The following is a 26,289-nucleotide window of genomic DNA, read 5'->3' on the forward strand; positions in this document are numbered from 1 at the left end:
GCCCGCACTGGCCAGACAGTGGCACCTATCAGTGCAAGCAATGTTCCCGAGGCTTTCCTGCGAAAAGCCCGATCAATAATAAGAAAGGAGTATGAACAGATGGCAACACGTGAAACCGGCAATGTGAAGTGGTTCAACGACGCCAAGGGTTATGGCTTTATTCAACGCGAGGACGGGGTGGACGTGTTCGTGCACTACCGCGCGATCCGCGGCGAGGGGCATCGTTCGCTGGCTGAAGGTCAGCAGGTTGAATACGCCGTGGTGACTGGCGAGAAGGGGTTGCAGGCCGAGGATGTGGTGGGTCTGTAATCCGTATCTTACGGATCACCCAAAACCACTGTGGGAGCGGGCTTGCTCGCGAATGCGGTGTGTCAGTCAACATCATTGCTGCCTGACACACCGCATTCGCGAGCAAGCCCGCTCCCACATTTGATCGGTGTGTTTCTTACACAGTTTTCCAGGTGATCTCTTCTTCACCATCCGCGCTGATGCGCATCCAGCGATCCGCGGTCTCTTCACCTTCTTCCTCGACCCACGTACCCGGTGCGCAACGCACCTCGATATCCAGCGCGGCAAAGGCTGCGCGGGCGCAGGCGATGTCGTCGTCCCACGGGGTCTGGTCGCTTTCCAGGTACAGGCTGTTCCACTTGCCTACCGCCTTCGGCAGCCAGGTGACGGGCACGTTGCCGGCCTTGCACTTGAACGTCTGTCCCTTCTGAACCCAGTCGCTGCACGGGCCGACAGCGGCGCCGAGCCAGGCCGCGATGGCCTTGTAGTCGACGTCGGCGTCTTTCAGGTAAATCTCGATATCGGGTTGGCGCATGGATGTCCTCACTGCGGGTCTGAAAAATCCATTCGCGGATTTAGCCGGCCTCGAGCCATTGCTCGAAACCAAAAATTATTGAAGTACGAAATAATCGTAGCGCATCGACACGGTGACCTCGAACGGCTCGGCCTGTTCGATCACCGCCGTCCGGCGTTCAGCACTGGCACGCCAGCCGTGAGGCGTCATGGCCAGCAGATTGGCGCGATCCTGACCCTTTGAAAGCGTCAGTTTGAACTCCAGGGTTTCACTGTGTTGCAGCGTCATGCCTTCCGGCACCAGAGCCAGATGCTTGTCGTCGGTGTACTCACGCACTTCGTCGTACAGACGCTCGCGCAATTCCATCAGATGGCCGCTGGTCGGTCCGACTTTCATCAGACCGCCGCCGGGGCTGAGCAGGCGCTTGGCTTCCTCCCAATCCAGCGGACTGAAGACACTGGCGAGAAACTGGCAGCTACCGGAGGCCAACGGCACCCGCGCCATGCTGGCGATCAACCAGGTCAGCTGCGGGTTGCGTTTGCAGGCGCGTTTGACTGCTTCCCGGGAGATATCCAGCGCGTAACCGTCAGCGTTGGGCAAGGCATCGGCGATTTGCGCGGTGTAGTAACCCTCACCACAACCGATGTCCAGCCAGCGCTGGGGCGCGTATTGTGCAGCCAGTTCGGCCAGACGCTTGGCCACCGGCGCGTAATGGCCGGCGTTCAGGAAGTCACGACGGGCTTCGACCATGGCGAGGTTATCCCCAGGGTCGCGGCTGTTCTTGTGCTGCACCGGCAGCAGGTTCAGGTAACCCTGCCGCGCACGGTCGAAACGATGCCCGGCGGGGCAGGCCACGCCGTTGTCCACCGCGTTCAGCGGTTCGCTGCATATCGGGCAGGCGAGCATCAGGCGAGCAACTTGATCAGGGTCTGGTAGTAGATTTCGGTCAGCACGTCGAGGTCGGCAGCGAGTACACGCTCGTTGACTTGGTGGATCGTCGCGTTGACCGGGCCCAGTTCAACCACTTGCGTGCCCATGGTCGCGATGAAGCGACCATCGGAAGTACCACCGCTGGTTGACGCCTTGGTTTCACGGCCGGTGATGTCCTTGATGCTCGACGCGACGGCATCCAGCAACGCGCCCGGCTCGGTCAGGAACGGCAAACCGGACAGCGCCCAGTCGATGTGCCAGTCCAGGCCATGCTTGTCGAGGATGTCGGCGACGCGCTTTTGCAGGCCTTCGACGGTGGACTCGGTGGAGAAGCGGAAGTTGAACACCGCCACCAGGTCGCCCGGAATGACGTTGGTCGCGCCGGTGCCGGAATTGACGTTGGAAATCTGGAAACTGGTCGGCGGGAAGAAATCGTTGCCGTGGTCCCAATGCTCGGCGGCCAGTTCGGCCAGGGCCGGGGCGGCGAGGTGGATCGGGTTCTTCGCCAGATGCGGATACGCCACGTGACCCTGCACACCGCGCACGGTCAGCTTGGCACCGAGGGAGCCGCGACGGCCGTTCTTGACCACGTCACCCACCAGGGTGGTGCTCGACGGCTCGCCGACAATGCACCAGTCCAGACGCTCCTTGCGCGCGGCGAGGCGCTCAATAACAGCCTTGGTGCCGTGGTGCGCCGGGCCTTCTTCGTCGCTGGTGATCAGGAAAGCGACCTTGCCCTTGTGGTCCGGGTAGTCGGCGACAAAGCGCTCGGCCGCCACAGTCATCGAGGCGAGGCTGCCTTTCATGTCCGCCGCGCCGCGGCCGCAGAGCATGCCGTGTTCGTCGATCAGCGCGTTGAATGGGTCGATCTGCCAGGCGGACACCGGGCCGGTCGGTACTACGTCGGTGTGACCGGCGAAGCACAGCACCGGGCCGTCGTGTTTGCCGTGGGTCGCCCAGAAGTTATCCACATCTTCGATGCGCATCGGTTCCAGGGTGAAACCGGCATCGCCCAGGCGCTGCATCATCTGCTTCTGGCAATCGGCGTCGACCGGCGTCACGGACGGACGGCGGATCAGGTCGATGGCGAGTTGAAGGGTCGGCGAAAGGTCGGCGTGGACCGTCATGTAAGACTCCAGAAGATCTTGTGTAGGAGCGAGGCTTGCCCGCGAAGAACGATAATGCGGTGTATCTGTTACACCGAGTCGCTCCATTCGCGGGCAAGTCGGATCGCCGCATCGCTCGCTCCTACAGGAATTGGGGCAGGGCGCGCAAAATGGCGGTTATCTTAAAGCAAAACGGCGGCCATTGGCCGCCGTTTAGTGCATCTGCGCAGATTTAGACTGCCGGTGCCGTTTCGGCATCGGGTGCCGGTTTCGGCAGCGAAGACAGGAACGCCATGATCAGCGCCGCCAGGTACGGCAGCGATTGCACCAGCAACATGGCCACCCAGAAGCGCATGTCGTTGCTCGGCATGCCGTTCACCAGGTATATCCCCAGCGCCGCGCCCCACAACAGCAACATGATGAACACTTCTTCGCGCGCTTCCGAAATCGCCACCCAGAAGCCGTGGTTATCGGCGTTCTTGGGTGTGCGGAAAAACGGAATGCTGCTGGTGAAGAAGCCGTACAGCACCGCTTTGGCGATGGTGTGCGACAACGCCAGCCCGGCCAGTGCCGCGCAGAACGCATCCTTGAGGTTGACCCCGACCGCACGACGGTAGAGGAAGATGATCTTGCCAACCTTGAACACGAAAAGCGCCAGTGGCGGGATCGCGAAAATCAGCAACGGCGGATCGACCCGTTGCGGCACGATGATCATCGCCGCCGACCACAACAGGGCGCCCACGGTGAAGAAGATGTTCATGCCGTCCGCCACCCACGGCAACCAGCCCGCAAGGAAGTGGTAACGCTGGCCACGGGTCAGCTCGGTGCCCTTACCGCGCAACAGGCTGGTGGTGTGACGCTTGATGATCTGAATCGCGCCATAGGCCCAGCGGAAACGCTGTTTCTTAAAGTCGATAAAGGTATCGGGCATCAGGCCTTTGCCGTAGCTGGTGTGGTAATACGCCGCTGACAGGCCTTTTTCGAATACGCGCAGACCCAACTCGGCGTCTTCACAGATGCACCAGTCAGCCCAGCCCAGTTCCTCGAGCACCGAACGCCGAGTCATGGTCATGGTGCCGTGCTGGATGATCGCGTCACGGTCGTTGCGGGTGACCATGCCGATGTGGAAGAAGCCTTTGTATTCCGCGTAGCAAAGCTTCTTGAAGGTGCTTTCGTTCTGATCGCGGTAATCCTGTGGCGACTGCACCACAGCGATTTTCGGGTCGGCGAAGTGCGGCACCATGTGCTTGAGCCAGTTCGGATCGACGCAGTAGTCCGAGTCGATCACCGCAATCACTTCGGCATCCTTGGCGGTGTGCGGAATCAGGTAATTCAGCGCACCGCCCTTAAAGCCGGCCAACGGTGCGACGTGGAAGAACTTGAAGCGCGGGCCCAGTGTTTCGCAGTAGGCCTGCACCGGTTCCCAGACCGCCGGGTCCTTGGTGTTGTTGTCGATGATCAAGACTTCAAAGTCCGGATAATCGAGGTTGGCCAGGGCGTTGAGGGTCTGTTTGACCATCTCCGGCGGCTCGTTGTAGCAAGGGACGTGAATCGACACTTTTGGTCGGTAGTCCGAATCGCCCACCACCGGCAGGAATTCACGCCGGCGCTTGTGGGTCCAGACCGCTTCGGCCAGTTCGTGGGCCTCGGTCAGCAGCACGATAAACACCCCGAGCGCACCGAGGGCAAGCAGGAAGCCCACCGTCAGGCTGAACCAGGTGCTGTATTGCAGGCTGTAGTCGTAACCGATCCACACCAGCACCGAACCGCAAAGGAACGCGATGAAGGTCAGGAAGGTACGGCCGCGTTGACGCAGGGCCGAACCGTCGATCATCAGCAAGGTCAGGGAGAGCAGGGCCAACACCACCGAACCGACAGCGAGCACGCGCCATTGCGGAATGGCGACGACCGGGCCTTCGAAGTTGAACTTCTGCTGACGAGCGGCGTTGAACACGCCCCAATAGGCGCCTACCGAGCCTTCGTCGCTGGCTTTCCAAGGTTGGTCGAACGCTTCGATCACAAAGTAGTTGAAGCCCTGGCGGTTGAGTTTGTTGACCAGTGTGCGCAGGTAAATCGCCTGGTCTGCCGGCGACGCATCGGCGCCGCCACGCATGCGGCCGTTGCTCGGCCAGCCGACTTCCGACAGCAGCAGTGGTTTTTTCGGGAACATTTTTTTCAGGTCGCGGGCACGGTCAAGTACGAACTGTCCGGACTGCTCCATCGGAACATGTTCCCAATACGGCAGGACGTGAGCGGCGATCAGGTCGACGTGCTTGGCCAGGCTTGGGTTTTCTTCCCAGACGTGCCATTGCTCGGAGGTGGTCACCGGCACTTTCACTGCCGCGCGGACGCGATCCAGAATAATACTGAGCTCCGCGGCGGTAATTTCCTTACGGAAGATCGCCTCGTTGCCTACAACCACGCGAACCACACTGCGCGAGCTGTTGGCGATCTCGATGGCGCGGGTGATTTCGCGCTCGTTGCGCTCTTCGTCCGGGCTGATCCAGATACCGAGGGTCACCCGCAAGCCGAATTCTTCCGCCAGTTTGGGGATGTCCCCAAGGGAACCGTCGACTGAGTAAGTACGGATGTTGTCCGTCAGCTTGCTCATGATCTCCAGGTCGCGACGCATTTCATCGTCGGTCGGGTACTGCTCTTTTTGTGGGTACTGGCCTTGCTGAAACGGCGAGTACGAAAAGCCGGAGATCTGTTCAGGCCAGTTGGGAGCGGTGACCGGGCGATTGATCAGCGCCCAGAAGCCGGTAAACAGGGCAGCGATGGCAAGCACCACGACCAGGTTGAGTCCAAATTTACGCGATGACATAGCTATTTCAGGTTCCAAAGGCTGTGGAACGAAGGACCGGTCGGCGTGTGCCAAGGGGCGCGCATCCTACACCGGGCATTCCCTGAGCGTATAGCTGACAGGGAAATGCCTTACGTTTGGCAATCCCGATTCGCATAAGTTCTTACACTTGTCGCGGTAACTTAGATCTTGTCGACGTGTAGCCCTATAATGCGCGCCGGTTTTTAGGGTAATGGTCATGAGTACAGAAGATCCGCGGTTTGCAGGCATCGCCCGTTTGTATGGCATCGACGGCCTGGAGCGCCTGCGCGCCGCCCATGTGGCCATCGTCGGCGTCGGTGGCGTTGGTTCCTGGGCGGCGGAAGCCATTGCCCGTTGTGGCGTGGGCGAAATTTCCCTGTTCGACCTCGATGACGTCTGCGTCAGCAACGCCAACCGTCAGTTGCACGCGCTGGACAGCACCGTCGGCAAACCCAAGGTCGAGGTGATGGCTGAGCGTTTACGCGGGATCAACCCGGACTGCACGGTGCACGCCGTGGCGGATTTCGTGACGCGCGAGACCATGGCCGAATACATCACGCCCAACATCGACTGCGTGATCGATTGCATCGACAGCGTGAATGCGAAGGCTGCGCTGATTGCCTGGTGCAAGCGCCGCAAGATCCAGATCATCACCACCGGCGGGGCGGGCGGGCAGATTGACCCGACACTGATTCAGGTCTGCGACTTGAACCGGACCTTCAATGACCCGTTGGCTTCGAAGGTGCGCTCGACCCTGCGCCGGGATTACGGTTTTTCGCGCACCGTGACGCGTCATTACAGCGTGCCGTGCGTGTTTTCGACCGAACAACTGCGCTACCCGAAACCGGATGGCAGCATTTGCTTGCAGAAGAGTTTTGTCGGCGATGGCGTGAAGCTCGACTGTGCCGGCGGGTTTGGCGCGGTGATGATGGTGACGGCGACGTTCGGCATGGTCGCGGCGACCAAGGCTGTGGATAAGATTGTGGCGGGCGTTCGGCGCCCGGCGGATCGGGTTAAACCCGTCTGAACAGAGAACTGGTCACGCGTCCCTGTAGGAGCGAGGCTTGCCCTAATGCCAGTCAGTTAAGCCCTCCAGCCCTCTTTTTGGGGTATTTGACTGGTCTAGGCTTGACCACTCTTGGGTAACTTCGCTCTCGTCTGGCTGGCAGTATGAAGTGCTGAGCCTGGATTCTCAGTTCTGCCAGTCGTTTAGGGATCGTGCCTGGCGTTTCCAGCGGACAGAAGCGCAGCGCATTGCTGACCGCTTGAGACAACCAGAGAAAACTCAAGCGTTGCGGTACCACCTTTATTTCTTCAGCCATCAAGCGCATTTCCTGACGGATCAGGTTGTAGGCCAGCAGAGTTCCCCACAGTTCTTGACGCACCAGATCAGGTTGTTTACTGCGTAATTGCTCTCCTTTGAGCAGGTTTTGCTTGATCTCGCGGTAACCCAACTCGATTTCCCAGCGTTCGTTGTAGTGCCCCGCCACCTGATTGGCAGGGTAACGTTCGGCATCGATCAACGAGGTGAGATAGCGGCGGGGTTTGTCGTCTATCGAGTACTCAATCAGTCTTGCCTGCCAATGGCTAGGAAGGTCTGGACGTTGCTTGAGCGCATCTCTGGAAACCGTCAGTCGCACAAGCCAATCACCGGCGCCCAACTCTTCGATCACCTCGTACTTGAGCGGTTTGCGTGCCCGCATGAGCCAGTGCCGTTCGGTTCCACTGTGCTGCCAGTCGAGCAAGAGGGCCGCCGAGTAATAGGCGCGGTCAAAAATCGTCACCGAATGATCGCTTACCGCTTTCTCCAGACCTTTGGCATAGCGAAGTTCGCCGACAGCAAACTCGCCAAAACAGGCAGCCCGAATCAAGTGACTATAGGTATCCATCAGGCAAACACCGCGCACTTGTGGCCAGGCTCCGTCTCCCGAGTGAGTCCGCCCGCCACCAAAGGCTTGGCGGTTTTCTGGTGTGTCAGGGGTGGACCAAACCACGCCGTCTACCGCAAAGCTGCGTAACCCTAAAAAGCCAGCCGAAGCTGGCTGCTCAGCACCGCCCCATGACTCTGCCAATTGCTTAAACAGTGCGGCAAGGGGCTCTGCTCCCAGCCGTTGCCGGGCCTGGACTGCTGCGCTGGGCACAGGCACCTTTGCTTCGCCCAAAGCCAGTCCCAGCTGCTGCACGATGAGCCAAATCGGCTCGTTCTTGAACAAGGCCAACCCCACCACCAACCAGACAATACGCTCGGCCGGCAGGCGTCTACGGCGCAGAGAAACCGTTCCGGTCGAGGCCAGCGCTTGCTCGATCCACAGGGGATCGATCAGTTGCGCAAAGCGTTCGAAAGAGATCGGATTGAGTTTGGTAACTTCTTGAAGGGCGTTTTGTAGGGACATGAAGCGGGCTCATAAAAACATAAGCCCGTTTCTATTACTGCTGGGCGGGCAAGTCAATTTCTTAACTGACTGGCATTAAGGCTTGCCCGCGAAAGCGGTGTGTCAGGTAAGACGCCTTCGCGGGCAAGCCTCGCTCCTACAGGGACTTAGCCAACTCAGTCATCCGCTGTAGCACGGCATTAAGGCCATTACTGCGCGAAGGTGACAGTTGCCGCGACAAGCCCAGCTGATCAAACCACCCCGGCAAATCCACTTGCCGCAACTCATTCGCCGACAACCCGTTAACCCGCGCCAACAGCAACGCCACCAACCCGCGAATCATCCGCGCATCGCTGCTGGCCATGAACTGCCAGTGGCCGTCGTCCAACGAGCCCACCAACCACACCTGGCTTTCACAGCCATGCACGCGGTTGGCATCTACCTTGTCCACGTCACTCAACGCAGGCAGACGGTCCCCCCATTGCATCAACAGCCGCGCCCGCTGTTCCCAACCTGCAGCATTTTGAAAGGTTTCGAGGGCGATAACGGCATCGGCCGGCAAACTCATCGCAACAACTCCAGCGCCTGATCCAGCGCTTCAAAGAACCGCTCCAGGTCTTCGGAATCGTTGTACAGCGCCAACGACACCCGGATCGCCCCAGCCAGTTCAAAGCTCTTGAGCAGCGGCATGGCGCAGTGATGTCCGGCGCGCACCGCGATGCCCTGTTCGGTCAGCAAATGCGCGAGATCAGAGTTATGCACACCCTCGACGACAAAACTGGCCAGCGCCAGTTGCGGCTTGCCCAACAGTCGAATGCCATTGCGCGCTTCAAGACCCTTCAACAAATAGTCATGCAGCGCCGCTTCATGGGCAGACACGGCGTCCTGATCCAGCCCCGCGAGATAATCCAGCGTTGCCCCCAGACCGATCACACCAGCAATCGGCGGTGTGCCCGCCTCGAAACCCAGTGGTGCAGGGCGAAAGCGTGCGCTGTGGTAATCCGCATCCAGCACCATTTCGCCGCCGAACTGCCAATGGCGCAGTTGTTTCAGCGCTTCATGGCGACCGAACAGCACGCCCAAACCGTCGGGGCCATAGAGCTTGTGGCTGGAGAACACATAAAAGTCGCAACCCAACGCCTGCACGTCATGCCGACCGTGAACCACGCCTTGCGCGCCATCGACCACGGTCAACGCGTCGTGCGCCTTGGCCATCGCCAGCAAGGCGGGCAAAGGCTGCCAGGCGCCGAGCACGTTCGACAGCTGACTGACCGCCAGCAAACGGGTTCTCGGACCGATCAATTGTGCGGCGGCATCAAGGTCGATCAAACCGTCAGCGTCCAGCGGCAAGATCACCAGTTTCAAGTCGCGACGCAGGGCCAGTTGCTGCCACGGCAGCAGGTTGGCGTGATGCTCCAGGGCGCTGATGACAATCTCATCGCCTGGAGTGAACAAATGATCCAGGCCATACGCCAGGAGGTTCAGCGCGGAGGTCGCGCCATGGGTAAAGATGATTTGTCCGCAATCGCCAGTATTCAGCCATTGGGCGACTTTGCTGCGGCTGGCCTCGAACGCCTGGGTGGCATGGGCGCCGGGCAAGTGCTGCGCCCGATGCACGTTGGCCGCGCCATTGGCGTAGTAATGCGCCAGGGCATCCAGCAGGGCTTGAGGTTTTTGCGTGGTGGCGGCGTTGTCCAGATATGTCTGGTCTTGCCGTTGCAAAGCGGCGATGGCCGGAAAATCGGCCCGCCAGGGAGAGGGAATCATCATGCTATCGGGCCCTGGTAAACATGGGCGGGTGTACGCCTGATCGGGTCTACGCCGAACCTGTAGGAGCGAAGCTTGCTCGCGAAGTGGCCCTTGAGGCCGCCAAATGCTTCGCGGGCAAGCCTCGCTCCTACAGAGACAGGTGATCGTTTGACGTGCTGCTTAGTTGTGAGCGTGCAGCGCTTCGTTCAGTTCGATCGCCGATTTGTGGGTTTTGCATTCCACAGCACCGGTTTCCGAATTGCGGCGGAACAGCAGGTCAGGCTGACCGGCCAGTTCACGGGCCTTCACGACTTTGACCAGCTGATTTTTTTCGTCCAGCAGCGCGACTTTGGTACCGGCGGTCACGTACAGGCCCGACTCAACGGTGTTGCGATCGCCCAACGGAATGCCGATCCCGGCGTTCGCGCCGATCAGGCAGCCTTCGCCGACCTTGATCACGATGTTGCCGCCACCCGACAGGGTGCCCATGGTCGAGCAGCCGCCGCCCAGGTCCGAACCCTTGCCGACGAACACGCCAGCCGACACGCGGCCTTCGATCATGCCCGGGCCTTCGGTGCCGGCGTTGAAGTTGACGAAACCTTCGTGCATCACGGTGGTGCCTTCGCCGACGTAAGCGCCCAGACGAATACGTGCCGCATCAGCGATACGCACGCCGGCCGGAACCACGTAGTCGGTCATTTTCGGGAACTTGTCTACCGAGAACACTTCCAGCAGCTCGCCGCGCAGACGGGCCTCCAGTTGATGTTCGGCCAGTTCGGCCAGGTCGATTGCGCCCTGGCTGGTCCAGGCCACGTTCGGCAGCAACGGGAACACGCCCGCCAGGTTCAGGCCGTGCGGCTTGACCAGGCGATGGGACAGCAAATGCAGCTTGAGGTAAGCCTCAGGCGTGGAGGTCAGTTGCGCGTCTTCAGCCAGAATGGTGGCAACCAGCGGCTTGTGGCTCTCGGCCAGACGGGTCAGCAAGGCAGCTTGTGCAGCGTCGACGCCTCTCAGCGCTTCAGCCAGTTGCGAAGCCTGAGCGGTGCTGAACGCGATGGCCTGATTGCCTTCGGAGTAGCCCAGAACCGGCGCGATGGCCGCGACCAGTTCGGCCGACGGGTTGAGCAATGGCTGTGCGTAAAACACTTCCAGCCAAGCGCCTTGACGGTTTTGAGTGCCGACACCAAAGGCCAGGCTGAACAGGGTAGTGGACATGTTGATACCTCTAACAAAATGGAACGGGCTGCTTACTTGAGAGCTGCCGCGTAGATATCTGGCTTGAAGCCAATCAGGGTTCGGTCACCGAGATCAAGCACCGGGCGCTTGATCATCGAGGGTTGTGCGAGCATCAGTTCGATGGCTTTGCGCTGGTCGAGATCGGCTTTGCGTTCGTCGTCGAGCTTGCGAAAGGTCGTGCCTGCACGGTTCAACACCACTTGCCAGCCGTGCTCGTCGCACCATTGGGTCAGGTGTTCACGGTCGATTCCGACCGTTTTGTAATCATGAAAGTCATAGCTGACAGCGTGTTCATCGAGCCAGGTGCGCGCCTTTTTCATGGTGTCGCAGGCTTTGATGCCGAAAAGGTGCAACGTTTTGCTTGAAACGGTCAAGGAATTGCCCCCTTTGCAGGTGCTGGAAATTAAAGGTGACGGATTATGCCATGACCGGACGGTTTCGCGTCGGCCGTGGTTGTTAAGTCATCGCAAACCCTGTGGGAGCGAGCCTGCTCGCGATGAGGGTGTGTCAGTCGCAGGCTATGTTGACTGAAATATCGCCATCGCGAGCAGGCTCGCTCCTACAGGGTTTATCAAGCAATTCGCGACTGCGTGCGGCATTGATGCAACGGCCAGTCCCCAGTCTAAGCGGCTAATATGGCACTTCAATGCTGTCGATTGTCTGGAAGCCGCTGCTGATTGGCAGCAACGGAATACGCTTGAAAGCGCTGCGGGCGCAGCGCTCGGTGTTTTAACAGCCTGATCCGTCAGCACCAGATCAGCGATGACGTGCTGCGGGAGATATGGGGGTGAGCTGGATCTGAGCGAGTCGAGTCAGGGGCAGGTCAGATAGCGACTTCCCGATTATCAAGAAACTCGTTTACACATTCTTCCAGGGCACATCATCCGGATCTTCCGGATAAGTGCGTTTCGCCATTTTTATATCCAGCTCACTCAGCACGGTATTTTTGCCGACTTCCCACACACCGTCGGTCAGCTCTTTATCAACCTCGTAGTGCATGATGGAGTTCTTATCGTATTCGGTGTCCACTATCGCACCCGAACAGGGCGTCAACACGTTTTCATCTACGCGCTGTTTGTTCCATCCGTAATTCTCGAAATAATGTTCGTAAACTTTTTCTCGGTTCCAAGGGATGGTTGCGTCCTGGTGCAAGTGCTCGTGCAGGTAGCCAAGTGCGTGTCCCATTTCATGGAGTACGGTCGATTCAAAGTGTTCGTCGCTTGGGGTTGTTTCGAGGTACATCGTCGCTTCGTCTTGATCGAACGTCAGGGCGTCGGTACCTATCAATGATTTGTTTTCTTCACTGACCGTAGTGATTCGGATGTCTGCGTCGCCCTGGGACACTATTGCGAATTTTAGATTTGCATGTTTTTCCCAGTGGGTGATTGCCTGAGAAAAGGCTCGCAAGAAGCTTGATGAAACATCTTCAAGAAAACGAATTTTCAGTTCGCGACCAGGCTTCCACATCTTTTTGTAGTCGCCAGTAGCTAATATGGATGATTCGTTGTTTAAGGCGTTGTTCGGATTTTCTGTAATGGCTGCATTGTATGAGGCTGGTCGATTTTTTGGAAAAATTATAGAGCAGGGTTTTGCGTTTCTCATTTTGGTTCTCGTTAACTTTAAAGTTGTCTGATTCACTCGTTGTCGGGATACGGATAAGCCTTGGCCATGAAGGCCTTGTCTTTTTCGCTGAGATCAAAATTGAGAAAGATCCGGAAGTCGCCTTCGGTCCAGGATTGGCGGATTTCGTAGTGCATGATCGACTTTCGGTCGTACTCTGAATAAATGCTCGCGTCGGGGTCTGCGCGATCCAGGTACCATTGGTGGAGTCTTTCTCGTGTCACTTTGGCTTGGTAGTCGTCTTTTTCAGGGTTGTCAGTTAATCCATGCTCTGCATAAAGGGCTGACGTGTTCCAGGGGATGTTTGCTGTCGGGTGGGTCTGTTCATGTTCTGCCCCCAGCATATGACCGAATTCATGCATTACATTGGCTGCAAAATAACGTGCTTGGATGGGGGAGTGTGGCCAGAGCCTCATGGTTGGCTCATCTGTAGATAACAGTGCGTCTGTGCCGACGTTAGACGAGAACGTTCCTTCCTCGCTAAGTATGCGGATGTCGCCTTCTTTACCTTCGACGAATTCGAAACTTAAATTGATATGCGGTAGCCAGTTGTTGGCTGCGGTGATGGTCGCGGCCTTGAATTCTTCGGTTCCATTGAGAAAGGCAATGCGAAGAGTGCGACCGGGAGTCCAGAATTTGGAAGGGTTTTTCTTGGCCCACATTATTTTGCCACTCTTGGGAGAATCTGAGTAGGCGTGCGCGGTGTAATTGCAAAGTTGCAGGGGGGTTCGAAGTTTTCGTACGCCGTGATAGCAAAAGATACTGTGAAATACATGATTCAACTTCCTTGTTTTGTTAATAGGGGTGCGGCAGAAGTAGAATCTAGTGTTGGTATTGGATTTGGTAAAGAGAAAGACTTGCGGGAAGTGTTGCTTGGTGTTGTTGGAAGTGCCAGGTATTGCGCTCGAGAAGCAATATGGATTTATATGAACTTTGGTGTTTTGTAGTGGGGCGGGGTTGGTTGTATTGAAGTGGGGTCTGACAATACAAGTTGCCGTGCCATATTGAATGGCACGGTTTCATGGTTTACTGCTTGCGGGTAATAAACGCGCGAATCCGCTCGGCCGCCTCTACACACTCAGCCAGCGGCGCAACCAGTGCCATGCGCACACGGCCTGCGCCCGGATTAAAACCGTCAACTTCACGGGACAAGTAAGAGCCCGGCACCACGGTGACGTGTTCTTCAACGAACAGGTCGCGGCAGAACGCCTCGTCGTCGCCTTCAACATTTGGCCACAAGTAGAAGCCGCCATCCGGACGTTGCACGTCCATTACCGGGCCGAGGATTTCCAGCACCGCATCGTACTTCTCGCGATACAGCGCACGGTTGGCGCGTACATGCACTTCGTCATTCCACGCGGCGACGCTGGCCAGTTGGGTCTGAACCGGCATCGCGCAGCCGTGATAAGTGCGATACAGCAGGAAGCCTTTGAGAATGTCCGCATCACCGGCCACGAAGCCTGAACGCAGGCCCGGCAGGTTGGAGCGCTTGGACAGGCTGTGGAACACCACGCAACGCTTGAAGTCTTTGCGGCCCAATTCCACGCAGGCGCTGAGCAAGCCGGCCGGCGGGGTTTGTTCGTCGAAGTACAGTTCGCTGTAGCACTCGTCGGCGGCGATCACGAAGTCGTATTCGTCGGCCAGGGCGATCAGCTTTTTCAGGGTTTCAACCGGGATCAAGGCGCCGGTCGGGTTGCCCGGCGAGCACAGGAACAGGATCTGGCAGCGTTTCCAGATGTCTGGCGAAACCGCATCGAAATCCGGGTTGAAGCCGTTTTCGTCCAGGCACGGCAGGTAATGCGGCTTGGCCCCGGCAAGGAATGCCGCGCCTTCGTAGATCTGATAGAACGGGTTCGGGCTCACCACCAGGGCGTCGTCGCCACGGTTGACCACGGTCTGGGTGAAGGCGAACAGCGCTTCACGGGTACCGTTGACCGGCAGCACATTGCGCGCCGGGTCGAGCCAGCCCTTCGGAACGCTGAAACGGCGTTCGCACCACGCAGCGATGGCTTCACGCAGGGCCGGGATGCCGAGGGTGGTCGGGTACACGGCCATCTGATCCAGATTGCTGGCCAGGGCTTCGGCGACAAAGCTTGGCGAACGGTGTTTCGGCTCGCCGATGGACAGTGCGATGGCACGTTTGTCCGGGTTTGGCGTGACGCTGCCGAGCAGGGCGCGGAGTTTCTCGAACGGGTAGGGCTGCAATTGGGTCAGAGCGTTGTTCATCGGTACGGGGTCTCGTTCAAAGCGGCTCAATCCTGGCGCTCGGCTAGATGCTGATGTGCGACAGTTTGATATCGGGTTCGTGGCTGACGCTGAGCTGTTTGACGATCGCATCCTGCAAGCGGCTGCACAGCAGCGGGTCGGACAGCGGCTGGTTGTTCGCGTCGGTAATAAAGAACACGTCTTCCACGCGTTCGCCGAGGGTCGCAATCTTGGCGTTTTGCAGCGACAAGTCGAACTCCAGGAAAATCGTGCCGATCCGCGCCAACAGGCCGGGGCGATCCGGGGCGCTGAGCTCCAGCACCGTCACCTGGCGCTGGGCGTCGTTGTGGATCGTCACCTGTGGCGCAAACGCGAAATGCTTGAGCTGGCGCGGCACCCGACGCTGGATGATCGTCGGGTAATCGTCCGGGTTGCGTAGGGCATCGGTCAGGCCTTTGCGGATTTGCTTGACCCGTGCCGGGTTATCACCGATCGAGTCGCCGTCAGTGTCGAGCACGATGTAGGTGTCGAGGGTGAACTGGCTGCTGGAGGTGATGACCCGGGCGTCGTGAATGTTCAGGTTGAGCTGGTCCATCGCGGCCACGGTCACGGCGAAGAAGTCATGCTGGTCAGGTGCGTAGATAAAGATCTGCGTGCCGCCCTCGAATTCGCGCTGGGTGGTTTCCTTGATCAACACCAGCGGCCCGCCATCGGCCGGTTGCTGGAGGATCGCGTCACTGTGCCAGGCGACGTCGCCAGCAGTGTGACGCAGGAAGTAGTCATCACCCAATTGCGACCACAGCTGCTCGACATCGTCCGGATCGGTACCGCCGCGCACCAGAATATCCAGGGCTGCGCTCTGGGTCTGACGGATCTGCATTTCGCGGTCCACCGGGTTTTCCAGGCCGCGGCGCAAGGCGCGCTTGGTCTCGGTGTAGAGCTGACGCAAGAGGCTGGCGCGCCAGGAATTCCACAGGGTCGGGTTGGTGGCATTGATGTCGGCAACGGTCAGCACGTACAGATAATCGAGACGGGTTTCGTCGGCGACGGCTTGTGCGAAATCGTGGATCACCTGCGGGTCGGACAAGTCCTTGCGCTGGGCGGTGGTCGACATCACCAGGTGGTTCTGCACCAGCCAGACAATCAGGCGGCTGTCCCACACCGGCAATTGGTGGCGCTGGCAAAAGGCTTCGGCATCCACCGCACCGATTTCCGAGTGGTCGCCATGCCGGCCCTTGCCGATGTCGTGGTACAGGCCGGCCAGGTAAATCAACTCGGGTTTGGGCAGTTTGCCCATGAGCTTGCTGGCCAGCGGGAATTTTTCCGACACCTGGGTGTACTGCAACTTGCGCAGGTGCTTGATCAAATTCAGGGTGTGGGCGTCGACCGTATAGATGTGAAACAGGTCGTGCTGCATCTGCCCGACAATGAAGCCGAACTCCGGCAGATAACGCCCGAGGATCCCGTAACGGTTCATCCGGCGCAGGTTGCGGTGGATACCGATCTTGCACTTGAACAGTTCGATGAACAGGCTGGTGTTGCGAATGTCATTGCGGAAATCGTCGTCGATCAGGTGACGATGCTCACGCAGCAGACGAATGGTATCGGCGCGTACGCCTTTGATTTCCGGCTGCTGGGCCATCAGCACGAAGATCTCGAGCATGGCGAACGGCGTACGACGGAACACGTTGTCGTTGCGCGCCTCGATGTAGCCGTCGTGCAACTGGAACCGCGAATTGATCGGCTGCGGCGGCGCTTCGTCTTCCGGGGCGAGGATGACTTCCTCGAAGTGCTGGATGATCAGGTCGCTGAGCTGGGCAATGCTCATGACCACCCGGTAATACTGCTGCATGAAGTTTTCGATGGTGTGCTTGGCGTCATCGCCCTCGAAACCCAGCAGCCCGGCAATCGAACGCTGGTGATCGAACAGCAAGCGGTCTTCGGAGCGACCGGCGAGCATGTGCAGCGCGTACCGGACCTTCCACAAAAACTCCTGGGACGAGGCCAGCAGGGCGTTTTCGCTTTCGACCAGGAAGCCTTCGCCGGCCAGGGCCCGCAGGTTCAGGGTGCCGTATTCGCGGCGGGCCACCCACAGAATCGTCTGAATGTCCCGCAGCCCGCCGGGCGAGCCTTTGACGTTGGGTTCCAGGTTGTATTCGGTGTCGTTGTATTTGTGGTGACGGGCCTTTTGCTCGGCGCGTTTGGCCAGGAAGAAGTCCTTGCTCGGCCACATGTGCGCGGTGCTGGTGACGTCGAGCATGCGCTGGCGCAGGCGTTCGGGACCGCAGATGGTGCGGCTTTCCATCAGGTTGGTGACAACCGTCAGGTCGGCGCGGGCTTCAATGGCGCATTCGTCCACGGAGCGAACGCTCTGGCCGACCTCCAGGCCGACGTCCCACAACAGCGTCAGAAAACGCTCGATGGAATCACGGAAAACTTCGTGATCGGCGCTGTCCAGCAGGATCAACAGGTCGATGTCGGAATAAGGATGCAATTCGCCGCGACCGTAGCCGCCGACCGCGACCAGCGCGATGTCGGCGTCTTCGCTCCAGTTGAATTGCTCCCAGGCCTTTTGCAGGATGTTATCGACGAACCAGGCGCGATCCTCGATCAACCGGCGAATGTCCCGGCCGCTGCGAAAGCGCTCGTCGAGCACCTCGCGGGCCTGGCGGATCGCCTTCTTGAAGGCCGCGATCGGGCTTGCCTTCAGGGCCAGTTCCGCCTGGAACTGGCCGCGGTCGAAGAGTTCGGGATCCACCTGCGGCATCGATTGGCTTTCCTATCTATAAGGCTTTGAACGGCGCGGGTCGGATCAGGCCGAAACGCGCGGGATGGTGTCATCCGCGCGCAGGGTGAAGATCTCGTAACCGGTCTCGGTCACCAACAGGGTATGTTCCCACTGGGCCGACAGCTTGCGGTCCTTGGTGATCGCGGTCCAGCCGTCGCCCAATACCTTGGTGTCGGCCTTGCCCTGGTTGATCATCGGCTCGATGGTGAAGGTCATGCCCGCTTTGAGCTCCATGCCGGTGCCGGAGCGGCCGTAGTGCAGGATTTGCGGCTCTTCGTGGAACACCTTGCCGATGCCGTGACCGCAGAACTCGCGTACGACCGAGAAACCGTTCTTTTCAGCGTGTTTCTGGATGATTTCACCGATGTCGCCCAGGCGGCAGCCGGGTTTGACGATTTCGATGGCCTTGTACATGCATTCTTGGGTGATTTGCGACAGGCGCTCGGCCCAGACCGGCACGGTGCCGACGTGGAACATGCGGCTGGTGTCACCGTGGAAACCGTCCTTGATGACGGTGACATCGATGTTCAGGGTGTCACCATCCTTCAGCGGCTTCTCGTTCGGGATGCCGTGGCAGACCACGTGGTTGATCGAGGTGCAGATCGACTTCGGATAGCCTTTATAGTTGAGCGGGGCAGGGATGGCTTTCTGCTCGTTGACGATGTAGTCGTGGCAGATGCGGTCCAGTTCTTCGGTGGTGATGCCCGGCTTGACATGTTCGGCAATCATTTCCAGCACATCGGCGGCCAGTTTGCCGGCGACACGCATCTTTGCGATGTCCTCGGGGGTTTTGAGGGTGACGGTCATACAGGCTCTCTCTGCGCTCGATGGCGCTTGCTAAAACGAAATGGGCATTGCGCGATCGATCTTCGCGGCCCTGAAAAACGCGATTCTAACAGACGATCAGCGCAAATCTGAGCCTCTGTGCATCGCTTCTCTCTATAGATTGGCGCATTCTTGGGCGATTCCAAGGGCGCGGTTGAAGTCGCGCATCAGGAATTGAGAATCCGGGTTCCGTTTTTTGCAGCCCTGTGATATAAAATGCGCCGCTTTCCGGGGATACCCCGAGAGGCTTAAATCCACACACGTGTCGACACGATGACCTGGGTGCCTTCAGCTGATGCTGCTGGTTGGTCATTGGGATACGTGGAGGCCAAACCCGACTTATTAAGGAACTATCATGTCCCAAGTCAACATGCGCGATATGCTGAAGGCCGGTGTGCACTTCGGTCACCAGACCCGTTACTGGAACCCGAAAATGGGTAAATACATTTTCGGCGCGCGTAACAAGATCCACATCATCAACCTTGAAAAAACCCTGCCAATGTTCAACGAAGCTCTGACTTTCGTAGAGCGTCTGGCCCAGGGCAAAAACAAGATTCTGTTCGTCGGCACCAAGCGTTCCGCTGGCAAGATCGTTGCTGAAGAAGCAGCACGTTGCGGTTCGCCGTACGTCGATCACCGCTGGTTGGGCGGCATGCTGACCAACTTCAAAACCATCCGTGCTTCCATCAAGCGTCTGCGTGACCTTGAAGTGCAAGCCGAAGACGGTACTTTCACCAAGCTGACCAAGAAAGAAGCGCTGATGCGCACTCGCGATCTTGAGAAGCTCGATCGTTCCCTGGGTGGTATCAAGGACATGGGCGGTCTGCCAGACGCACTGTTCGTTATCGACGTTGATCACGAGCGCATCGCGATCACCGAAGCCAACAAGCTGGGCATCCCGGTTATCGGCGTAGTCGATACCAACAGCAGCCCGGAAGGCGTTGACTACATCATCCCAGGCAACGATGACGCAATCCGCGCTATCCAGCTGTACATGGGTTCGATGGCTGACGCTGTAATCCGCGGTCGCAACCACGTTGCTGGCGGCACCGAGCAGTTCGTTGAAGAAGCTCCGGCGGCTGCAGCTGAGTAATTGACGCCCTGGCGTTGACTCAGTAAGCAAAAAGGGGGCTTGGCCCCCTTTTTGCCACCTTGAAAACCGGTTGTGAGCGGCGCAGCTACAGCCTCTGTAACGTGCAGCTGCTAACAAGTGGGTTCGGGAAGAATTGATCGCCCGTTCGATCGGGTGGAATGGTTGAAAACCTATCCAAGAGGAATTTTGAAATGGCAGAGATTACTGCGGCGTTGGTCAAAGAACTGCGCGAGCGTACTGGCGAAGGCATGATGGACTGCAAAAAGGCCTTGACCAAGGCTGGCGGCGACATCGAAAAAGCCATTGATGACATGCGTGCTTCTGGCGCCATCAAGGCTGCCAAGAAAGCAGGTAACGTAGCCGCTGAAGGCGCTATCGCTCTGAAGGAAGACGGTAAATCCGCCGTTCTGCTGGAAGTGAACTCGCAGACTGACTTCCTGGCTTTGCAGGATGACTTCAAGGCATTTGTCGCTTCCAGCGTTGAAAAAGCGTTCGCTGACAAACTGACTGAAGTTGCTCCGCTGATCGCCGCTCAAGAAGCTGATCGCCTGGTTCTGGTCGGCAAGGTTGGCGAAAACGTCAATATCCGTCGCCTGGCTCGCGTTGAAGGTGATGTTGTTGGCGGTTACCTGCACGGCAACAAGATCGGTGTTGTGGTTGCCCTTAAAGGCGGCAGCGTTGAGCTGGCCAAAGACATCGCCATGCACGTAGCGGCGACCAACCCTGAATTCTTGCTGCCGTCGGAAGTTTCCGCTGAAGCGGTCGAGCGTGAGAAGGGCGTGTTCCTGACCCTCAACGCTGACAAGATCGCCGGCAAGCCGGAAAACATCGTTGAAAACATGGTCAAAGGCCGTATCAGCAAGTTCCTGGCTGAAGCGAGCCTGGTTGAGCAGGCGTTCGTCAAGAACCCTGAAATCAAGGTCGGCGAACTGGCCAAGAAAGCCGGTGCTGAAATCGTTTCTTTCACCTACTTCAAAGTAGGCGAAGGCATCGAGAAGCCGGTCGACAACTTCGCTGAAGAAGTTGCTGCCCAGCTGGCTGCTGCCAAGCAATAAGACGGTTTTTTAACTGTCGCCCTGAAGAGGCTGCCCGCTTACGCGCGCAGCCTCTTTTCAGATGGGGCACCAATTTTTAATTGGTTTCCCTTTGGAACTGGCTTACAAAGCCATGTTCCGATGGCGCTGAAGCAGCGCCAAGCTAGAGTGAACGCCAGCTGAAAACAGCTCGCAAAGAATTTTAAAATACGCCGCAGGAGAGATTCGCAATGGCTCAGCAGGGCAGTGGTTATCAGGCTCGCTATAAACGCATTCTACTCAAGCTTAGCGGCGAGGCCCTGATGGGCTCGGAAGAGTTCGGGATCGATCCGAAAGTTCTGGATCGCATGGCGCTGGAAGTCGGTCAATTGGTCGGCATCGGTGTGCAGGTCGGTCTGGTGATCGGTGGCGGTAACTTGTTCCGCGGTGCTGCACTGAGTGCGGCCGGCATGGATCGGGTCACTGGCGACCACATGGGCATGCTGGCCACTGTGATGAACGCCCTGGCCATGCGCGATGCGCTGGAACGTGCCAATATCTCGGCCATCGTGATGTCGGCCATTTCCATGGTTGGCGTGACCGATCACTACGATCGTCGCAAAGCCATGCGCCACCTGAATGCCAAGGAAGTCGTGATCTTTGCGGCCGGTACCGGTAATCCGTTCTTCACCACGGATTCGGCAGCCTGCTTGCGAGCGATCGAAATCGACGCCGATGTCGTGCTCAAGGCAACCAAGGTCGATGGCGTCTACACCGCTGACCCATTCAAAGACCCGCATGCCGAGAAGTTCGATCATCTGACCTACGATGAAGTGCTGGATCGCAAGCTGGGTGTGATGGATCTGACGGCCATTTGCCTGTGCCGCGACCACAAGATGCCGTTGCGCGTCTTTAACATGAACAAGCCCGGCGCCCTGCTGAACATCGTACATGGCGGCGCTGAAGGGACCCTGATCGAGGAAGGCCAACAATGATCAACGAAATCAAGAAAGACGCTCAAGAGCGCATGCAGAAATCCCTGGATTCTCTGAACCATGCATTTGGCCAGATTCGCACTGGCAAGGCACACCCGAGCATTCTGGGTAGCGTGATGGTGCCGTACTACGGCGCAGACACCTCCATCACCCAAGTGGCCAACATCACCGTAAAAGACTCCCGCACCCTGCAAGTAGTAGCTTTTGAGCGCAATATGCTTGCCGCTGTCGACAAGGCTATCCAGAGCGCAGGTCTGAACCTCAATCCGACCAATCTGGGTGAGTTGCTGCTGATCTCCATGCCGGCGCTGACCGAAGAGACCCGCAAAGGTTTTACCAAGCAGGCGCGTAGCGCTGCCGAAGACGCTCGTGTGGCGGTACGTAACATCCGTCGCGATGCTTTGGGTGATTTGAAGAAGCTGGTGAAAGACAAGGAAATCAGCGAAGACGAAGAGCGTCGTGCCGCTGCCGATATCCAGAAGCTGACCGACAAGGCTGAGGCTGACATTGATGCGGCCACCAAGCAGAAAGAAGCCGACCTGATGGCCGTATAAGGGTCGCGTTTTCATGGAAAAGACCAAGCAGACTGCGCCGTCCGCGGTGCCGCGCCATGTCGCGATCATCATGGATGGTAATAATCGCTGGGCGAAAAAGCGCTTTATGCCGGGTGTCGCCGGGCACAAAGCGGGTGTGGATGCAGTTCGCGCAGTGATCGAGGTGTGTGCCGAGGCAGGGGTCGAGGTATTGACCCTGTTTGCTTTCTCCAGTGAGAACTGGCAGCGCCCGGCCGATGAAGTCAGTGCCTTGATGGATTTGTTCTTCAAGGCGTTGCGTCGCGAGGCCAAGCGCCTCAATGACAACAACATCAGTCTGCGCATCATTGGTGATCGTTCGCGCTTTCATCCCGAGCTTCAGGTTGCCATGCGTGAAGCCGAAGCGATGACCGCCGGTGCCAACCGCTTTGTCTTGCAGATCGCCGCCAACTACGGCGGTCAGTGGGACATCGCGCAAGCCGCGCAGCGTCTGGCGCGTGAGGTTCAGGCCGGGCATCTGCGTCCGGAGGACATCACGCCCGAGCTGTTGCAGACCTGTCTGGCCACCGGCGATCTGCCGTTGCCGGACTTGTGTATCCGCACCGGTGGCGAACACCGCATCAGCAACTTCCTGCTGTGGCAACTGGCCTATGCCGAGTTGTACTTCTCCGACCTGTTCTGGCCGGACTTCAAACACGACGCCATGCGTAACGCGCTGGCCGATTTCGCTTCTCGTCAGCGCCGCTTCGGTAAAACGAGCGAGCAGGTCGAGTCTGGAGCCCGGGTTTAATGCTTAAACAACGAATCATCACCGCGCTGATCCTGCTGCCGATCGCCTTGTGCGGGTTTTTCCTGCTCGAAGGCACAGGCTTTGCGCTGTTCATCGGGCTGGTCGTGACCCTCGGTGCGTGGGAGTGGGCTCGCCTGGCAGGCTTTAACGCCCAGCCGATTCGCGTTGCCTATGCGGTTGTGGTCGCATTGATGCTGTTTGTCATGCACATCCTGCCGGGGCTCGCGCCCTGGGTGTTGGGTGCTTCGGTGCTCTGGTGGGGCGTGGCGACGTATCTGGTGCTGACTTACCCGCGCTCCAGCGAACACTGGTCCAGCACGGCCTGCAAGCTTGTGATCGGTTTGCTGATCTTGCTGCCGGCCTGGCAAGGTCTGGTCCAGATCAAGCAGGAACCCTTGGGCAACTGGCTGATCATGGCGGTGATGGTGCTGGTCTGGGGCGCCGATATCGGCGCGTACTTTTCCGGTCGGGCCTTTGGCAAGCGCAAGCTGGCGCCGCTGGTGAGTCCCGGCAAGAGCTGGGAAGGCGTGTATGGCGGCCTGGCGCTGAGCCTGGTAATCACTGTCATTGTCGGCCTGGTTCGGGACTGGACGGTTGCCGAGCTTTTCAAAGGGTTGATCGGTGCGGCAATTATCGTGTTCATCTCGGTCGTGGGTGATCTCACCGAAAGCATGTTCAAGCGTCAATCGGGCATCAAGGACAGCAGTAACCTGCTGCCGGGGCATGGCGGTGTGCTGGATCGCATCGACAGCCTGACGGCCGCGATCCCTGTCTTTGCCGTGCTGTTGTGGATGGCTGCACCGTGAGCCGCCCACAACAGATTACCGTTCTGGGGGCGACCGGTTCGATCGGTCTGAGTACCCTGGACGTGATCGCTCGCCATCCCGAGCGCTATCAGGTTTTCGCCTTGAGCGGTTACAGCCGCCTGAGTGAGCTGCTGGCTTTGTGCGTGCGTCATACGCCGCGGTTTGCCGTCGTGCCGGAAGCGGGTGCTGCCCGAACCTTGCAGGACGACTTGCGCGCCGCGGGCCTGTCGACCCGCGTGTTGGTGGGAGAGGAGGGCCTGTGCCAGGTTGCTTCCGATCCCGAGGTCGATGCGATCATGGCGGCCATCGTTGGCGCGGCGGGCTTGCGTCCGACCCTGGCGGCGGTCGAGGCGGGCAAGAAGATCCTGCTGGCCAACAAAGAAGCGCTGGTCATGTCGGGTGCCCTGTTCATGCAGGCCGTGCGCAAAAGCGGCTCGGTGCTGCTGCCGATCGACAGCGAACACAACGCGATTTTCCAATGCATGCCACAGGATTTCGCCCGTGGGCTTGGCGCAGTCGGTGTGCGTCGGATTCTGCTGACAGCCTCTGGTGGTCCGTTCCGACAGACACCGATGGCCGAGTTGTCGCATGTTTCGCCTGAGCAAGCGTGCGCTCATCCGAACTGGTCCATGGGTCGCAAGATTTCGGTCGATTCGGCCAGCATGATGAACAAAGGGCTTGAATTGATTGAAGCCTGCTGGCTGTTCGACGCCAAGCCGTCCCAGGTCGAAGTGGTGATTCACCCGCAGAGCGTGATTCATTCTCTGGTCGACTATATCGATGGCTCGGTGCTGGCGCAGTTAGGCAATCCGGACATGCGCACGCCGATCGCCAATGCCCTGGCCTGGCCGGAGCGCATCGATTCGGGCGTAGCGCCGCTGGATCTGTTCGCCATCGCGCGCCTGGACTTTCAGGAGCCCGACGAAGAGCGTTTCCCTTGCCTGCGCCTTGCGCGACAGGCCGCCGAAGCGGGCAATAGCGCGCCGGCGATGCTCAATGCGGCAAATGAAGTGGCTGTCGCGGCGTTTCTCGACGGGCGGGTTCGCTACCCGGAAATCGCGAGTATCATCGAGGAAGTGTTAAACCTTGAGCCTGTGGTTGCGGTGGATGATCTCGAGGCGGTGTTCACGGCCGACGCGAAAGCGCGAGTACTGGCCGGGCAATGGCTGAGTCGTCACGGGCGGTGAGTGCTGCAATACGCTGGCCCATGCAGCACTGGATAGGATTGCGGAGAAAGTAGATGAGCGCGCTCTATATGATTGTCGGCACCCTGGTTGCATTGGGCGTGCTGGTCACCTTCCACGAATTCGGCCATTTCTGGGTCGCACGTCGCTGTGGAGTCAAAGTTCTGCGTTTCTCCGTGGGCTTCGGCATGCCACTGCTGCGTTGGCACGACAAGAAAGGCACAGAGTTTGTGGTGGCGGCCATTCCGTTGGGCGGCTACGTGAAGATGCTCGACGAGCGCGAAGGCGAAGTGCCGGCCGATCAGGTCGAACAATCCTTCAATCGCAAATCTGTCCGTCAGCGTATTGCCATCGTGGCCGCGGGACCGATCGCCAACTTTCTATTGGCAATGGTGTTTTTCTGGGTGCTGGCCATGCTCGGCAGCGAGCAGGTGCGGCCGGTCATCGGCGCGGTCGAATCCGGCAGCATCGCTGCCAAGGCCGGTCTGGGTGCCGGTCAGGAAATCATTGCCATCGATGGCGAGCCGACTTCCGGCTGGGCCTCAGTGAATCTGCAACTGGTCCGTCGTCTTGGCGAGAGCGGTACTCTTCAATTGTTGGTGCGTGAGCAAGGTTCCACGGCAGATTCGCCGCGTGAGCTGATGCTGGATAAATGGCTCAAGGGCGCAGACGAGCCGGATCCTATCCGTTCGTTGGGTATTCGCCCGTGGCGTCCGGCGTTGCCGCCCGTGTTGGCCGAACTTGATCCGAAAGGGCCGGCACAGGCTGCGGGCCTGAAGACCGGTGATCGGCTGTTGGCCCTCGACGGTAAGTCACTTGATGACTGGCAACAGGTGGTCGACACGGTCCGTATGCATCCGGATACCAAAATCATGCTGCGCGTTGAGCGTGATGGTGCTCAAATCGACGTCCCTGTGACTTTGGCCGCTCGCGGCGAGAAAAAGGCGCCTACTGGTTACATGGGCGCCGGGGTGAAAGCGGTCGATTGGCCGCCAGAGATGATTCGCGAAGTCAGTTATGGCCCGTTGGCCGCAATTGGCGAGGGTGCTCGACGCACCTGGACCATGAGTGTACTGACCCTCGATTCGCTCAAGAAAATGTTGTTCGGTGAGCTCTCGGTAAAAAACTTGAGTGGACCGATAACCATTGCTAAAGTGGCGGGCGCTTCTGCCCAGTCGGGTGTCGCTGATTTCCTGAATTTCCTTGCTTATCTGAGTATTAGCCTGGGGGTTCTGAATTTGTTGCCCATTCCTGTACTGGATGGGGGGCATTTGTTGTTTTATCTGATCGAGTGGGCGCGTGGTCGTCCCTTGTCAGATCGGGTGCAGGGTTGGGGGATACAGATCGGTATCAGTTTGGTGGTCGGGGTGATGTTGCTTGCTCTGGTCAATGATTTGGGCCGTCTGTAACACTTCGCT

General features: G+C 58.6%; 24 protein-coding genes. 10 read left to right on the forward strand and 14 right to left on the reverse strand.

Translation table 11 applies throughout. From position 1 onward, the window contains the following. Window positions 1–99: 99 nt before the first annotated feature. Entirely contained in the window at window positions 100–309 is a 210-nt protein-coding gene (locus ACYZTM_RS21260) for a cold-shock protein (RefSeq protein WP_010462862.1), read from the forward strand. A 136-nt stretch (window positions 310–445) separates the two neighbouring features. Here the strand turns inward: ACYZTM_RS21260 and ACYZTM_RS21265 are convergent, their stop codons facing one another. The 4 genes from ACYZTM_RS21265 to ACYZTM_RS21280 all read right to left on the reverse strand — a co-directional run bounded on the left by ACYZTM_RS21265 (window position 446) and on the right by ACYZTM_RS21280 (window position 5,662). After that, window positions 446–823, reverse strand: a complete 378-nt coding sequence (locus ACYZTM_RS21265; RefSeq protein ID WP_461984487.1) for a hypothetical protein — start codon at window positions 821–823, stop codon at window positions 446–448. A 75-nt stretch (window positions 824–898) separates the two neighbouring features. Beyond that, a complete protein-coding gene (locus ACYZTM_RS21270; protein ID WP_461984489.1) occupies window positions 899–1,708 on the reverse strand; it encodes a putative RNA methyltransferase in 810 nt (269 codons plus the stop codon). Then, a complete protein-coding gene (gene dapE, locus ACYZTM_RS21275) occupies window positions 1,708–2,859 on the reverse strand; it encodes a succinyl-diaminopimelate desuccinylase (protein WP_461984491.1) in 1,152 nt (383 codons plus the stop codon). The genes ACYZTM_RS21270 and dapE overlap by 1 nt, the downstream gene beginning before the upstream one ends. A gap of 211 nt (window positions 2,860–3,070) precedes the next feature. Continuing rightward, window positions 3,071–5,662 (reverse strand): glycosyltransferase, encoded by a 2,592-nt coding sequence (locus ACYZTM_RS21280; protein WP_461984493.1) that lies wholly within the window; start codon window positions 5,660–5,662, stop codon window positions 3,071–3,073. Window positions 5,663–5,879: 217 nt separating this feature from the next. Between ACYZTM_RS21280 and tcdA the strand changes: the two genes are divergently transcribed. Next, window positions 5,880–6,689: a tRNA cyclic N6-threonylcarbamoyladenosine(37) synthase TcdA gene (gene tcdA / locus ACYZTM_RS21285; RefSeq protein WP_461984495.1), complete on the forward strand. Its 810-nt coding sequence runs from the start codon at window positions 5,880–5,882 to the stop codon at window positions 6,687–6,689. Window positions 6,690–6,741: 52 nt separating this feature from the next. On the opposite strand, the gene ACYZTM_RS21290 is transcribed toward tcdA, so the two are convergent. The 10 genes from ACYZTM_RS21290 to map all read right to left on the reverse strand — a co-directional run bounded on the left by ACYZTM_RS21290 (window position 6,742) and on the right by map (window position 18,439). Further along, window positions 6,742–8,055 carry an IS4 family transposase gene (locus ACYZTM_RS21290; protein WP_131063535.1) on the reverse strand — a complete coding sequence of 438 codons (1,314 nt, stop codon included), beginning with the start codon at window positions 8,053–8,055 and terminating at the stop codon, window positions 6,742–6,744. A 136-nt stretch (window positions 8,056–8,191) separates the two neighbouring features. Further along, window positions 8,192–8,602, reverse strand: a complete 411-nt coding sequence (locus tag ACYZTM_RS21295) for a SufE family protein (protein WP_131059148.1) — start codon at window positions 8,600–8,602, stop codon at window positions 8,192–8,194. Beyond that, a complete protein-coding gene (locus ACYZTM_RS21300) occupies window positions 8,599–9,804 on the reverse strand; it encodes an aminotransferase class V-fold PLP-dependent enzyme (protein WP_461984497.1) in 1,206 nt (401 codons plus the stop codon). Before ACYZTM_RS21300 ends, ACYZTM_RS21295 begins: the two co-directional genes overlap by 4 nt. Before the next feature lie 159 nt (window positions 9,805–9,963). Next, entirely contained in the window at window positions 9,964–10,998 is a 1,035-nt protein-coding gene (gene dapD / locus ACYZTM_RS21305; RefSeq protein ID WP_461984499.1) for a 2,3,4,5-tetrahydropyridine-2,6-dicarboxylate N-succinyltransferase, read from the reverse strand. Window positions 10,999–11,030: 32 nt separating this feature from the next. Further along, a complete protein-coding gene (locus ACYZTM_RS21310) occupies window positions 11,031–11,393 on the reverse strand; it encodes an ArsC family reductase (protein WP_222589966.1) in 363 nt (120 codons plus the stop codon). Window positions 11,394–11,877: 484 nt separating this feature from the next. Then, window positions 11,878–12,621 (reverse strand): M12 family metallopeptidase, encoded by a 744-nt coding sequence (locus ACYZTM_RS21315; RefSeq protein WP_461984502.1) that lies wholly within the window; start codon window positions 12,619–12,621, stop codon window positions 11,878–11,880. Window positions 12,622–12,653: 32 nt separating this feature from the next. Next, the gene (locus ACYZTM_RS21320) at window positions 12,654–13,301 is read right to left on the reverse strand and encodes a zinc metalloprotease (protein ID WP_461984504.1); all 648 of its coding nucleotides are present in this window, start codon (window positions 13,299–13,301) and stop codon (window positions 12,654–12,656) included. A gap of 364 nt (window positions 13,302–13,665) precedes the next feature. After that, window positions 13,666–14,865 (reverse strand): succinyldiaminopimelate transaminase, encoded by a 1,200-nt coding sequence (gene dapC / locus ACYZTM_RS21325; protein ID WP_461984506.1) that lies wholly within the window; start codon window positions 14,863–14,865, stop codon window positions 13,666–13,668. Between the two features lie 43 nt (window positions 14,866–14,908). Beyond that, window positions 14,909–17,611, reverse strand: a complete 2,703-nt coding sequence (locus ACYZTM_RS21330) for a [protein-PII] uridylyltransferase (RefSeq protein WP_461984508.1) — start codon at window positions 17,609–17,611, stop codon at window positions 14,909–14,911. Window positions 17,612–17,656: 45 nt separating this feature from the next. After that, a complete protein-coding gene (gene map / locus ACYZTM_RS21335) occupies window positions 17,657–18,439 on the reverse strand; it encodes a type I methionyl aminopeptidase (protein WP_131059156.1) in 783 nt (260 codons plus the stop codon). 373 nt (window positions 18,440–18,812) lie between these two features. Here map and rpsB point away from each other — a divergent pair, with 373 nt between their 5' ends. The 8 genes from rpsB (at window position 18,813) to rseP (ending at window position 26,280) form a co-directional block, all read left to right on the forward strand. Next, window positions 18,813–19,550 carry a 30S ribosomal protein S2 gene (rpsB, locus tag ACYZTM_RS21340; RefSeq protein WP_461984510.1) on the forward strand — a complete coding sequence of 246 codons (738 nt, stop codon included), beginning with the start codon at window positions 18,813–18,815 and terminating at the stop codon, window positions 19,548–19,550. A 191-nt stretch (window positions 19,551–19,741) separates the two neighbouring features. Further along, a complete protein-coding gene (gene tsf, locus ACYZTM_RS21345; RefSeq protein ID WP_131059157.1) occupies window positions 19,742–20,605 on the forward strand; it encodes a translation elongation factor Ts in 864 nt (287 codons plus the stop codon). A gap of 209 nt (window positions 20,606–20,814) precedes the next feature. Further along, entirely contained in the window at window positions 20,815–21,558 is a 744-nt protein-coding gene (pyrH, locus tag ACYZTM_RS21350; protein WP_003172271.1) for a UMP kinase, read from the forward strand. Beyond that, the gene (frr, locus tag ACYZTM_RS21355; RefSeq protein WP_131059158.1) at window positions 21,555–22,112 is read left to right on the forward strand and encodes a ribosome recycling factor; all 558 of its coding nucleotides are present in this window, start codon (window positions 21,555–21,557) and stop codon (window positions 22,110–22,112) included. The genes pyrH and frr overlap by 4 nt, the downstream gene beginning before the upstream one ends. 13 nt (window positions 22,113–22,125) lie before the next feature. Then, window positions 22,126–22,881, forward strand: a complete 756-nt coding sequence (uppS, locus tag ACYZTM_RS21360; RefSeq protein WP_131059159.1) for a polyprenyl diphosphate synthase — start codon at window positions 22,126–22,128, stop codon at window positions 22,879–22,881. Beyond that, complete coding sequence (locus tag ACYZTM_RS21365; protein WP_131059160.1) at window positions 22,881–23,687, forward strand: phosphatidate cytidylyltransferase; 807 nt, start codon at window positions 22,881–22,883, stop codon at window positions 23,685–23,687. Before uppS ends, ACYZTM_RS21365 begins: the two co-directional genes overlap by 1 nt. After that, window positions 23,684–24,874 carry a 1-deoxy-D-xylulose-5-phosphate reductoisomerase gene (gene ispC, locus ACYZTM_RS21370; protein ID WP_131059161.1) on the forward strand — a complete coding sequence of 397 codons (1,191 nt, stop codon included), beginning with the start codon at window positions 23,684–23,686 and terminating at the stop codon, window positions 24,872–24,874. The genes ACYZTM_RS21365 and ispC overlap by 4 nt, the downstream gene beginning before the upstream one ends. A 53-nt stretch (window positions 24,875–24,927) precedes the next feature. Continuing rightward, a complete protein-coding gene (gene rseP, locus ACYZTM_RS21375; protein ID WP_131059162.1) occupies window positions 24,928–26,280 on the forward strand; it encodes a sigma E protease regulator RseP in 1,353 nt (450 codons plus the stop codon). Window positions 26,281–26,289: the final 9 nt, after the last annotated feature.

The organism is Pseudomonas sp. MDT2-39-1 (genome assembly GCF_054898085.1).